10 protein-coding genes are annotated in these 11509 nt (G+C 74.0%); 3 read left to right on the top strand and 7 right to left on the bottom strand.

The window, feature by feature from the left end:
• Positions 1–32: 32 nt before the first annotated feature.
• A complete protein-coding gene (locus ACZ518_RS10415; RefSeq protein WP_469112611.1) occupies positions 33–1133 on the bottom strand; it encodes an NADH:flavin oxidoreductase/NADH oxidase in 1101 nt (366 codons plus the stop codon).
• 221 nt (positions 1134–1354) lie between these two features.
• Between ACZ518_RS10415 and ACZ518_RS10410 the strand changes: the two genes are divergently transcribed.
• The 3 genes from ACZ518_RS10410 to ACZ518_RS10400 all read left to right on the top strand — a co-directional run bounded on the left by ACZ518_RS10410 (position 1355) and on the right by ACZ518_RS10400 (position 4210).
• A complete protein-coding gene (locus tag ACZ518_RS10410; protein WP_469112610.1) occupies positions 1355–2443 on the top strand; it encodes a WD40/YVTN/BNR-like repeat-containing protein in 1089 nt (362 codons plus the stop codon).
• Positions 2444–2492: 49 nt separating this feature from the next.
• Positions 2493–3179, top strand: a complete 687-nt coding sequence (locus tag ACZ518_RS10405) for a uracil-DNA glycosylase (RefSeq protein WP_469112609.1) — start codon at positions 2493–2495, stop codon at positions 3177–3179.
• A 110-nt stretch (positions 3180–3289) separates the two neighbouring features.
• Positions 3290–4210, top strand: coding sequence for a sirohydrochlorin chelatase (locus tag ACZ518_RS10400; RefSeq protein WP_469112608.1), 921 nt, complete (start codon positions 3290–3292; stop codon positions 4208–4210).
• Between the two features lie 77 nt (positions 4211–4287).
• Here the strand turns inward: ACZ518_RS10400 and ACZ518_RS10395 are convergent, their stop codons facing one another.
• The 6 genes from ACZ518_RS10395 to ACZ518_RS10370 all read right to left on the bottom strand — a co-directional run bounded on the left by ACZ518_RS10395 (position 4288) and on the right by ACZ518_RS10370 (position 11472).
• Positions 4288–5355, bottom strand: coding sequence for a lactonase family protein (locus ACZ518_RS10395; RefSeq protein WP_469112607.1), 1068 nt, complete (start codon positions 5353–5355; stop codon positions 4288–4290).
• 56 nt (positions 5356–5411) lie between these two features.
• Entirely contained in the window at positions 5412–6551 is a 1140-nt protein-coding gene (locus ACZ518_RS10390) for a nitric oxide synthase oxygenase (RefSeq protein ID WP_469112606.1), read from the bottom strand.
• Positions 6552–6813: 262 nt separating this feature from the next.
• Positions 6814–8319 (bottom strand): FUSC family protein, encoded by a 1506-nt coding sequence (locus tag ACZ518_RS10385; protein ID WP_469112605.1) that lies wholly within the window; start codon positions 8317–8319, stop codon positions 6814–6816.
• A gap of 673 nt (positions 8320–8992) precedes the next feature.
• A complete protein-coding gene (locus tag ACZ518_RS10380; RefSeq protein WP_469112604.1) occupies positions 8993–9415 on the bottom strand; it encodes a universal stress protein in 423 nt (140 codons plus the stop codon).
• 9 nt (positions 9416–9424) lie between these two features.
• Positions 9425–10942, bottom strand: coding sequence for an APC family permease (locus tag ACZ518_RS10375; RefSeq protein WP_469112603.1), 1518 nt, complete (start codon positions 10940–10942; stop codon positions 9425–9427).
• A gap of 77 nt (positions 10943–11019) precedes the next feature.
• Positions 11020–11472 (bottom strand): carboxymuconolactone decarboxylase family protein, encoded by a 453-nt coding sequence (locus tag ACZ518_RS10370; protein WP_007262599.1) that lies wholly within the window; start codon positions 11470–11472, stop codon positions 11020–11022.
• Between the last annotated feature and the right edge of the window lie 37 nt (positions 11473–11509).

Here is an 11509-nt window from a genome sequence, read left to right as displayed (position 1 = left end):
TGCGGCGCCGGGACGGCCGGCGCCGCACCGGGTCACCAGCTGCGGTGGTACTGGTCGGGCGTGGGGATCTCCGCGCCCAGCTCGGCGGCCGCGCGGCGGGCCCAGTACGGGTCGCGCAGCAGCTCGCGGCCGAGGAGGACCGCGTCCGCCTCGCCGTTGGCGAGGACCTTCTCCGCCTGCTCCGGCTCGGTGATCAGGCCGACGGTGGCGACCGGGAGGGTGGTCTCGGCCTTGACCCGGGCGGCGAAGGGCACCTGGTAGCCGGGGCCGACCGGGATCTGCACGTGCGGGGCGAGCCCGCCGGTGGAGACGTCGAGGAGGTCCACGCCGTGTTCCTGGAGCAGCCCGGCCAGCCGGACGGTCTCGTCGGCGGTCCAGCCGTCCTCCTCCAGCCAGTCGGTGGCGGAGATCCGGAAGAACAGGGGCAGCTCCTCGGGCCACACCGCCCGTACGGCGTCGACGACTTCGAGGGCGAATCGGGCCCGGTTCTCGAAGGAGCCGCCGTAGGAGTCGGTGCGCCTGTTGCTGTGCGGGGAGAGGAACTCCCCGATGAGGTAGCCGTGGGCGCCGTGGATCTCCAGGACCTCGTAGCCGGCCACGAGGGCGCGTCCGGCGGCGGCCGCGAACTGGCCGGTGATCTCGTGGATCCGCTCGGTCGTGAGCTCGTGGGGCACCTGGTACCCCTCGTCGAACGGTACGGCGCTCGGGGCGACGGGCTGCCAGCCGTGGCCCTCGGGGCCGACGGGGCGGCCGCCCTTCCAGGTGCGCTCGGTGGAGGCCTTGCGCCCGGCGTGGCCGATCTGGATGCCGGGGACGGAGCCCTGGGACTTGATGAAGGCGGTGATCCGGCGGAGGGCCTCGACCTGGGTGTCGTTCCAGATGCCGAGGTCGTAGGGGCTGATGCGGCCCTCCGGCGCGACGGCGGTGGCCTCCTGGATGATCAGGCCGGTGCCGCCGGTGGCGCGGGCCGCGTAGTGCGCGAAGTGCCACTCCAGGGCCACTCCCGCGTTCGGGCCGAAGGCCTCGGCGCTGTACTGGCACATCGGGGCCATCCAGACGCGGTTCGGGATGGTGACCGAACGCAGGGTGTAGGGCTGGAACAGGGCGGCGAAGGCAGCGGGTGCAGCACTCATGGGGCTCTCCAGATGTCACCGGACACGCACCGGGGTCGGCGCTAAGTACGAGAAACACCGTACTACGAAAACTCCCGTAGTACGAACCCTTTCGTATAACCGCTCCGGGACCCTGTCGAACGGGTCTTCGACGGCCCGGCCTGCCCGACCGCTGTCGGCGGTCGGGTGCAGACTGGCTGAAAAGCTGCCGTGAAGGACAACGACGTCCGGAGGTGTCGGCCATGACCGACGTGGTACTGCTCGCGGGGACCCGCAAGGGCCTCTTCATCGGCCGCCGCCGGGGCGAGGGCCCCTGGGAGTTCGACGGGCCGCACTTCAACGCCCAGGCCGTGTCGGCCGTGGCCGTGGACACCCGGGGGCCCCGGCCCCGGCTGCTGGCCGGCGGGGACAGCTCGCACTGGGGGCCGTCCGTCTTCAGCTCGGACGACCTGGGCGCGACCTGGCACGAGCCCGCCGCGCCCGCCGTGAAGTTCCCGCAGGACACCGGGGCCTCGCTGGAACGGGTCTGGCAGCTGCACCCGGCCGGCCCGGAGGCCCCGGACGTGGTCTACGCCGGGACCGAGCCCGCCGCGCTCTTCCGCTCGGCCGACCGGGGCGAGTCCTTCGAGCTGGTCCGGCCGCTGTGGGAGCACCCGACCCGCTCGGCGTGGGTGCCGGGCGGCGGCGGTGAGGGCCTGCACACGGTGATCACCGACCCGGCCGACGCGGACGCCGTGACCGTGGCGGTCTCCACCGCCGGGGTGTTCCGCACCCGGGACGGCGGGGCGAGCTGGGAGCCGTCCAACCACGGGGTCTCGGCCGTGTTCCTGCCGGACCCGGACCCGGAGTTCGGCCAGTGCGTCCACAAGATCGCCCAGGACGCCGGGGACCCGGGCCGGCTCTACCTCCAGAACCACTGGGGGGTCTACCGCAGCGACGACGCGGGCGCCGCGTGGACCGACATCGGCTCCGGACTGCCCTCCGACTTCGGCTTCGCGGTGGCCGCCCACCCGCACCGCCCGGACACCGCGTACGTCTTCCCGCTGAACGCCGACTCCGACCGGGTCCCGGCGGAGCACCGCTGCCGGGTCTTCCGCACCCGGGACGCGGGCGCCACCTGGGAGCCCCTCTCCAAGGGGCTGCCGGCCGGCGACCACTACGGCACCGTCCTGCGCGACGCCCTGTGCACCGACGACGCCGACCCGGCGGGCGTCTACTTCGGCAACCGCAACGGCGAGCTGTACGCCAGTCACGACGACGGGGACAGCTGGCAGCTGCTCGCCGAGCACCTGCCGGACGTGCTCTGCGTACGGGCGGCCGTGCTGCCCTGAGCCCGCGAGCGGGACCCGTTGTCGGTGTGGGCCAGTAGAGTGATCACCCATGGCAGCACGACCGTTGAACGAGATCGTCGAGCCGGGCTGGGCCCGTGCTCTGGAGCCGGTGGCGGGGCAGATCGCCGCCATGGGCGACTTCCTCCGCGCCGAGATCGCGGCAGGCAGAACGTACGTACCGGCAGGGGCGAACGTGCTGCGCGCGTTCCAGCAGCCCTTCGACGAGGTGAAGGTGCTGATCGTCGGGCAGGACCCCTACCCGACCCCCGGGCACGCCATGGGCCTCTCCTTCTCGGTCGCCCCCGAGGTGAGCCCGTGGCCGCCCAGCCTGGACAACATCTTCCGCGAGATGCACGCGGACATCGGCACGGGCAAGCCGCTCAACGGCGACCTGACGCCGTGGACCCGGCAGGGCGTGCTGCTGCTGAACCGCTCGCTCACCACCGCCCCCCGCAAGCCGAACGCGCACCGGGGCAAGGGCTGGGAGGCGGTCACCGAGCAGGCGATCCGGGCCCTCGCCGCGCGCGGCAAGCCGCTGGTCTCCATCCTGTGGGGCAGCGACGCCCGCCGTCTGCGGCCGCTGCTGGGGAACCTGCCGGCCGTGGAGTCGGTCCACCCCTCCCCCATGTCCGCCGACCGGGGCTTCTTCGGATCCCGGCCGTTCAGCCGGACCAACGAGCTGCTGGCCGGGCAGGGGGCGGCGCCCGTCGACTGGCGCCTGCCGGAAGTCAGTTGAACCTTATATGACATTGAACTACGACATTCAATGGATAAATACGGACAGATGCCGCCTGAGCGGGCCCTGCCCGAACACGTGGTTCCGATAAACCAGTAGCATGCGGCGCCATGAGCTCCCCCACTGGGCCCGCAAACGGCCTGCCCGTACGAATGCCGCGACCCCGCCAGACCGGACGGCACCGCCGGCCCGAGCCCGCGGTGGCGCCCGAGGGCGCGCCCGCGCTGGTGCTCGCCGTGCCCGGTGCCCCCTCGGCCGCCTCGCGGGGGCTGGCCGAAGAGGTCATCAGCATCGGCCGCTCCGAGCTGCCGGGCCTGGACGCCCGGATCGGTTACCTCGAGGGCGAGGACGGCGAGGAGAGCGAGTTCCCGTCGCTGTCCGGCGTCCTGGACGCCGTCGCGCAGGAGCGGACCGCGCGCGCGGAGTTCGCCCGCGCCGCCGGTCTGGACGTGCCCGCGCCGACCGGCCCCGACGCCGTGGTCGTGCCCCTGCTGGCCGGTCCCGACGCGGACCTGCTGCGCCGGATGCGCCAGGCGCTGATGGACTCCTCGGCCGCCGCCGAGCTGGCCGACGTACTCGGCCCCCACCCGCTGCTCGCCGAGGGCCTGCACGTCCGGCTCTCGGAGGCCGGGCTGGCCCGCGCCGACCGGGCCCGGCTGTTCACCGTGGCCACCGCCGCCGACGGCATCATCCTGGCCACCACCGGCGGCGAGGAGGCCGTCCAGGCGGCCGGGATCACCGGCATGCTGCTGGCCGCCCGGCTCGCGGTGCCCGTGATCGCCGCCGCGCTGGACCAGGAGGGCTCGGTGGCGGCGGTCGCCGCCGAACTGCGCGGTTCCGGTTCGGTCCAGCTGGCGCTGGCGCCGTACCTGATCGGCCCGGAAGCGGCCGAGGGCCTGCTGGACACCGCCTGCAAGGAGGCCGACTGCTCGGCCGCCGAGGTGCTCGGGGCCTACCCGGCGCTCGGCAAGCTGGCCGTGGCGCAGTACAGCGCCGCCCTGGGCATCCAGCTGGGCGCCGCCGCGCAGTAGGACCGCCCGCACATGTGGCGAGGGGCCCGTCCGGAATCCGTTCCGGACGGGCCCCTCGCCGTGCCGGCGGACGGCCCCTAGCCGAAGACCACGCAGGAAGCGGCGGGGGCGGCCACCGAGCCGGCCCGGCGCGGGTGCCCGGTCAGCGGGTCCACGTCGAACCACGTGACGTCCCCGGAGCGCTCGTTGGCCGCGTAGAGGCGGCGCCCGGAGGGGTCGGCGGCCAGGTCGCGCGGCCAGTGGCCGCCGCATCCGGTCGTCCCGGTGAGCCGCGGCTCCTCGGGGCCGCCGGCGAGGGAGAAGGTCACCAGGGTGTCGGCCCCGCGGACGGCGGCCCAGAGGAAGCGGCCGTCGGGCGAGACCGCGACCGCCGAGGGGTACGCCCGTGCGCCGTCCGGAGCGGCCCCGGGGGCGACCGGGACCTCGCCCGCGGCTTCGAGGTGCCCGGCGGCCGCGTTCCAGCGGCAGACGGTCAGCTGCGGCTCCAGCTCGTGCAATACGTAGACCACTTCTCCCGCCGGGTGGAAGGCGAGGTGCCGCGGCCCGGTCCCGGCGCGCAGGACGGCCTTCGCGTGCTCGCGGGGCGCGCCGGTGGCCGGGTCGAGCGCGAGGACGCGTACGGCGTCGCCGCCGAGGTCCACGGTCAGCACCCAGCGGCCGGTGGGGTCGGGGAGCACCTGGTGGGCGTGCGGACCGGCCTGCCGCTCGGTGTCGGGGCCGGAGCCGCTGTGGGTGAGCACGGCGGCCGGGCCGGCGACGCTGCCGTCGGCGGCGAGGGGCAGGCTGCTGACGCTGCCGGAGCCGTAGTTGGCGGTGAGCAGCCGGCCTCCGGCCAGGCTGAGGTGGGTGGGTCCCGAGCCGTCGACGGGGACGGGGCCGCCCAGCGGGGCGAGCCCTCCGGCGGTGGCGCGGAAGGCGCCCACGGCTCCCCGGCCGGTCTCGCTCACCGCGTAGAGCACGCCGGAATCCGGGTCCACGGTGAGGTACGAGGGGTCGGCCAGGGAGTCCGCGGACGAGAGCGGGGTCAGCGCTCCGGTGGCCGGATCCACGGCCGCGGTGGTGACACCGCGGCCGCCCCCCGAGGTGAACGAGCCGATGTAGGCCCGGTGTCCGCCGCCCTGGTCCGTGCTGTGCGCGCCGCCCACTGGTGCCTCTTTCCGCCGTCCCGGATCCGTCTCCGGAGCCGACGGTAACAGAAGGTCTAGACCAAGTCCCGCCCTCTGGCCCGTTCCTGGGCGCCGGGGTGGTGGACGTACGCCGTGGAGCTCGGCCGGTCCTCGTAGGTCCGGTGGAAGACGGGCGTGGCGGCCCCGGAGATCGGCGGGACGATCCAGGACCAGTCCGCGCCCACCTCGCGGCCCTTGCGCTCCTCGCGCTCCAGGTGCGAGAGGAACCGCCGGGACTCGGTGTGGTGGTCGGCGATGGTGACCCCGGCCCGGTCGAAGGAGTCCAGCACCGCGCGGTTCAGCTCGACCAGCGCCCGGTCCTTCCACAGCGAGCGCTCGCTGGAGGTGTCCAGGCCGAGTCTGCGGGCGACGGCCGGGAGGAGGTTGTAGCGGTCGGTGTCGGCGAGGTTGCGGGCGCCGATCTCGGTGCCCATGTACCAGCCGTTGAACGGGGCGGCCGGGTAGTGGATGCCGCCGATCTCCAGGCACATGTTGGAGATGGCGGGCACGGCGTGCCAGCGCAGCCCCCAGTCGCTCCAGTCATCGCGGTCGTCGGGGTGCCGGATCGGGACCTCCAGCACGGCGTCCGCGGGGGTGTCGAACCAGCGCGGCTTGTCGTCGACGCCCTGCACGACCAGTGGGAGGAGGTCGAAGGGGGTGCCTGCCCCACCGGACCAGCCGAGTCCGAGCAGGGCCTCGGTGAGCGGCGCGTTGCGGGCGTCGCCGACGGTTATGGAGTGGTGGTCCCCGTAGCCGGCGTAGCGCACCAGCTGCTCGCTCCAGATCAGCGGGCCCGGGCGGTCCGGGGCGTCGGGGGCGAAGACGGTGATCGTGGGCCGGACCCGGCCGCCGTTGGTCGCCTCGCGCAGGTGCTCGAAACACTCGGCGGCGATGCCCTCGGCATCGGTCAGCCCGCGCCGGTCGCGGACCCGGAGGGAGTTCCAGTAGAGCCGGCCTATGCAGCGGTTGCTGTTGCGCCAGGCCACGCGGGCGCCGTGGACCAGCTCCTGAGCCGTGTGCCGGTAGGTGCCGGTCTCCGCGAGCTCGGCCCGTACGGCGGCGAGCCGGGCACGCGGATCACCGGCCTGCGGATTCTCCCGGTGGAAGAGCCGGATGAACTCCTCGGCTTCCTCCCACACCTGAGCGGCGCTCGAGTGCTTCTGCAGAATTTCCATTCCGGGCGGTTACCCCCTGTCCGGCCAGATCCACCCTGTACATGCCGGATGAATGTGCAATGAACAATCACCCGTTGTACACGGCGCAGGTCAGCCCGGCGGGGATGGAGCGCCCGGAACACCCCTCCGGGTGACATCGCCCCAATGACCCTCCGGGAGGCCGCAGTTGGGCGTACCATCCGCGGCATTCCGGTTGAGTCGACCGCCCGCGCCGGCCGGGCGGTCCGGGCTCGGTCCGGGCGGTTCGGGTGGTTCGGGCGGTTCAGGCGGTGATGACCAGCGGGGCGCGGGGGTCCGTGCGCAGCGGGGTGGCCAGGGCGGTGAGGGCCTCTTCCAGGCCGTGCAGGTGGGCCAGGGCCGGTTCGGCGCCGGGCTCCCGGGCCGCGGTGCGCGGAGCGGCGGGCTCCGTGGCTCCCCCGGGGGCGGTGAGGGCCTCGACGGCCGCCTCCACCCGCCAGCAGGCGGCGGCGAGCCGGGCGTCGTGGGAGGCCTGCGGGTCGGCGGCGACGGCCACGAGCCCGCGCACCTCGCGGGCGCAGTCGTCGAGCAGTGCCATGACCTGCCGGGCCCGGGCCTTGCGGGCGCGCAGCGGGCTCAGCGGGTGGACGAGCGGCGCGAGGGCGACGCGGGCGCGTACCAGCAGCAGTTCCAGCTCGGCGGCGTGTGGGGCGGGGTCGGCCGCGGGGTCTCCGGCGAGGCGGTCGAGGGAGGCCGCGGTGGCGGCCCGTACGCAGTGCAGGGCGCGCTGGATCCAGGCGTCGTTGGCGCCGTGGGTGGTCACGGGGAGGATCAGGACCACGGCGAGGGCGGCGCCGAGGGCGCCGACGGCGGTCTCCTCGAAGCGCAGGAGCAGCAGTCCGGGGTGCAGCACGCCGAGGAGCCCGTAGAGCAGTCCGGCCATGACGGTGACGAAGAACATCATCCAGGAGTACGAGGGCGCCGCCGTGTAGAAGATGCCGAAGACGCAGACGGCCACGAGGGCGGCGGTGGGCGCGGGCGCGCCGTGCAGCGGTACGGCGATCAGCAGGCCGGCGGCGATGCCGGCCACCGTGCCCAGGACCCGGCGGAAGCCGCGGACCAGGGTCTCGCCGCGCGAGGCGGTGTTGACGAAGATCCACCAGGCGGTGCCGACGGCCCAGTACCAGCGGTCCTCGGACAGCACCTGGCCGATGGCGAGGGCGAAGGCGCAGGCGGCGGTGGCCTGGAAGGCCTGGCGGGTGGTGGGCCGGGCCAGGCCGGTGCCGGGCAGCGGCGGCGGAGCGGCGGCGGGGGGCGTGCGGCGCTCGATGGGCCACAGCACGAACCGCACGGCCCCCGCCGACAGGAGCGCCAGGGCGACGGCGGCGAACAGCTCGGGCAGCTGGGCGGGCCGGGCGTGCAGGAACTGGGTGACGAAGAACATCATGAAGCCGAAGATCCCGAGGGCGTGCCCGCGCGGCCCCCAGCGGCGGGCGTAGACCCCGGCGAAGACGACGGCGAGGAAGGCCGCGTCGCGGGCGGGCGGCATCGCGTGCAGTCCGGTGGCCAGGACCAGGACGGGGAAGCCGGTGGCGGGCAGCAGGGCGGTGGTCACCCGCTGGGCGCGGACGTTCGCGTCGAGGACGGTGAACAGCGCGAGCAGCGCCGCGAGCCCGCCGGTGATGGAGGCGGTGAGCGAGAGCCCCGCCAGTTCGGCGACGGCGACGGCGAGCCCGGTGCCGATCACCGCACGGAGTGAGTTCCGCAGTCTGGTGCGCCCCGGATCCGGAGCCACGAACATCCTCTTCATGGCGGTGTGCCGCCCCCCTCGGAGTGAAGCGCGCCGGCCCGGCGTCCGCCCGGGGGTGGTGGGCGGCGGACGGGCACGGCGAAGGCGCCGCGCTCCGGACCGGCCTCGTTGCCGTCCGGCGCTGCGCGGCGCCGAAAGTACATGGATATGACACAGATAAGCATCCGCAGGGGCATTGGCTCAAGCGACGTCCGTCACGCTGGGCCGTTGGCACAGCCCAGAGGCGCCATTTCCGGCCACCGCGGGGCCAACGGACCGGGCGGTCCGGACCGTGCCGGGCGCCGGGCTCCCGTCGCGCGGAGCGGGGACGGGGAGCCCACGATGGAGGGGTGCGAGGCGATGCGGCGGACGTGCTCGTCGCGGGGCTGCTGCTCCACACGGACGGCGCACCCGACTCGCACGTCCCCGCACCCGCCGCGCTGGCGGACGGGTTGCCCGCGGGGCGGCTCACGGCGTACGCGGTCCTCTCCGAGGGCGGGACCGCGCCCGCCGGGGCTGCGCGGCCCGTGTACCGCGACGCGCGGGGCGAGTTCGCCCGGCTGTACGGGGTGCGGGAACCGACGGCCTCGTGGTGCGGCCCGACGGCTCCCCCGGGGCCCGGCTCTGCGCGCCGACGGCCGAGGGGCCGGCCGGGTACCTGGCGGGAGTGTTCCGCGGCTGAGCCCCGGTCGGGTCAGGGGCCGTCCTCGGTCGGCACGCACAGCACCGGGACCGGCGAGAGGTGGAGCAGCTTGTGCGGGGTGGAGCCGAGGAGGGCGCCCCGGATCGGGCTGTCGCCCCAGCTGCCGACGATGATGACCCGGGCGTGGTGGCGTTCGGCGGCGGCGAGCAGGGCCTGGGCCGGCCTGTCGTCCACCACCTCTACCGTCGAGGGGACGCCGGCCTCGTCGGCGGCCTCGACGGCCCGGGCGAGCGCGGTGCGGCCGGCCTGGAGGACGGCCTCGCGGTGGGCGCGGTACTCCTCCCCGGTGGCTCCGGGCGCGGCGGCTCCGTAGACGAGGACCAGGGGTTCCCCGAAGGCGGTGGCCACCTCCAGCGCCACCCGCAGGGCCCGCTCGGCACCGGGGGACTCGTCGTAACCAAGGACCACGGACATCCGGCCTCCTCAGCCCTTCCCGCCGGGCACGAGGGCAGGGTCGACCACGCCGCGGCGCTCCTGCCAGAACCGGCCGTCGCGGACCCGCCAGAAGCACATCAGGAGCACGCCGAGGGCCGCGATGCCGATCCCGATGACCAGCGGCGGACCCAGGCCGAACCAGGAGACGCCGCCCGCCGAGTTCCCGGGGTCGGACATGTCGATGACCGATTCCACCAGCAGCCACGACAGCAGGCCGGCTCCGACCAGGGGGCCCACTCCGATGAGGAAGAAGTTGTGGGCGTTCTCCAGCAGGTGGCGGCGGTAGTAGACGGCGCAGGCGACGCCGGTGAGCGCGTAGTAGAAGGCGATCAGCAGGGAGAGCGCGGTGAGGGAGTCCAGGAGGGCGTTCTCGCTGATCTGGTTGACGACGAGGTACCAGGCGATGGCGATGCCGGCCACCCACCAGGTGCTCACCTCCGGGGTGTGGAACCTGTGGTGGATGTGGGCGAGGCGCGGCGGCAGGGCGTGCCGGCGGGCCATGGACAGGGCGGTCCGGGAGGCGGGGATGATCGTCGTCTGGGTGGAGGCCAGGGCGGAGGTGCAGACGGCGAGGAGCACCATCCAGTCCCAGCCGCCCATCACCTCGTGCGCGAGGACGGCGAAGACCGCCTCTTCCTCGCCGGCGTTCTTCGCGAGGAACTCGGTCCCGGCGTAGGCGACGATGGCGAAGCCGACGGACAGGTAGGTGACGAGGAGCACCAGGGTGGACCAGATGCCGGCCTTGCCGGGGGCGGTGGCGGAGTCCTCGACCTCCTCGGTGAGGTTCACGGCGGACTCCCAGCCCCAGTAGATGAACACGCCGAGCAGCAGTCCGCCGGTGAGGGCGGCGCCGCCCGCCCCGAAGGGGTTGAGCCAGGTGAGTGAGGGCTCGATCTCGTCCAGGGTGCTGGTGCCCGCGTACACGCGGTAGATGGCGACGACGGCGAAGACCAGCAGGAAGAAGACCTGGGCGAGGATCAGGACGTCCTGGAGGTGGGCGGAGAGCTCGGTGCCGATGACGCAGACGGCCGTCATCGCGAGGATGACGGCCACGGTGAGCGTCTGGCGGACGACCTGGTTGGCGGCCCATTCGTCGAGGCCCGCGGCGAGGAGTCCGAAGTGGACGGCGACGTCGGCGAGGGAGCCGATGACGAGCACCCCGGTCATGGTGATGGCCCAGCCGCCGAGCCAGCCGGCCCAGGGGCCCATGGCGCGGGTCACCCAGGAGAAGGTGGTGCCGCAGTCCTGGTCGACCTTGTTGAGGTAGTAGAAGGCGGCGGCGATGAGCAGCATCGGCACGAACGAGGCCAGCATCACGCCCGGCGCGTAGATCCCGGCCAGGGCCACGATGGGGCCGATCACGGCGGCCAGGGAGTAGGCCGGCGAGGTGGAGTTCAAGCCGATGACGAGGGCGTCGAGGAAGCCGATCGCGTTGGCCTGGAGGCGGTCCTCGGAGCGGGTGTCCCCGGCCGTGCCGCCCGCCTCGGCGCGGTCGCCGTCGTTCATGTACGCATCGTCACGCACGGGACGGCCGCGCGCGAGGCGGGCGGGCCGGGCGGGCCGGGCGGGCCGGGCGGGCCGGGTTACTCGGTGCCGGGGGTCTTGCGGGTGGTGACGTTCATCCGGTTCCAGGTGTTCACGGTGAAGACGAGCGCGATCAGGTGGGCCAGTTCCTCCTCGCCGAAGTGCCGTGCGGCCTCGTCGTAGACGGCGTCCGAGACGCCGCCGGGCAGCAGGGTGATCTCCTCGGTCAGGGCGAGGGCCGCGCGTTCCTTCTCGGTGAACAGGCTTGAGTCGTGCCAGGCGGAGAGCTGGTAGATCCGCTCCTCCGACTCGCCGCCCTTGCGGGCGTCGCCGGTGTGGTAGTCGATGCAGTACGCGCAGCGGTTGATCTGCGAGGCTCGGATCTGGACCAGTTCCAGCAGGACGGGGTCCAGGCCCTTGCGGGCGGCGGCGTCGAGGGCGAGGACGGCCTTGAAGACCCGGGGGGCGACGGCGGAGAAGTTCATGCGTTCGGGAACCTGAAAAGTTGTCATGTGAAGAACCTATGGGCGTGATCGACCGGGCGTAGGG

The organism is Streptomyces sp. NPDC033966 (assembly GCF_055575955.1).
The sequence above is the reverse complement of the archived record's forward strand: the minus strand, read 5'-3'. Positions and strand labels throughout refer to the sequence as shown.

Excerpts from the sequence above, each read along its gene's own strand:
- ACZ518_RS10415 (WP_469112611.1), bottom strand. The coding sequence starts at position 1,133 with ATGAGTGCTGCACCCGCTGCCTTCGCCGCCCTGTTCCAGCCCTACACC.
- ACZ518_RS10410 (WP_469112610.1), top strand. The coding sequence starts at position 1,355 with ATGACCGACGTGGTACTGCTCGCGGGGACCCGCAAGGGCCTCTTCATC.
- ACZ518_RS10405 (WP_469112609.1), top strand. The coding sequence starts at position 2,493 with ATGGCAGCACGACCGTTGAACGAGATCGTCGAGCCGGGCTGGGCCCGT.
- ACZ518_RS10400 (WP_469112608.1), top strand. The coding sequence starts at position 3,290 with ATGAGCTCCCCCACTGGGCCCGCAAACGGCCTGCCCGTACGAATGCCG.
- ACZ518_RS10390 (WP_469112606.1), bottom strand. The coding sequence starts at position 6,551 with ATGGAAATTCTGCAGAAGCACTCGAGCGCCGCTCAGGTGTGGGAGGAA.
- ACZ518_RS10385 (WP_469112605.1), bottom strand. The coding sequence starts at position 8,319 with ATGAAGAGGATGTTCGTGGCTCCGGATCCGGGGCGCACCAGACTGCGG.
- ACZ518_RS10380 (WP_469112604.1), bottom strand. The coding sequence starts at position 9,415 with ATGTCCGTGGTCCTTGGTTACGACGAGTCCCCCGGTGCCGAGCGGGCC.
- ACZ518_RS10375 (WP_469112603.1), bottom strand. The coding sequence starts at position 10,942 with ATGAACGACGGCGACCGCGCCGAGGCGGGCGGCACGGCCGGGGACACC.
- ACZ518_RS10370 (WP_007262599.1), bottom strand. The coding sequence starts at position 11,472 with ATGACAACTTTTCAGGTTCCCGAACGCATGAACTTCTCCGCCGTCGCC.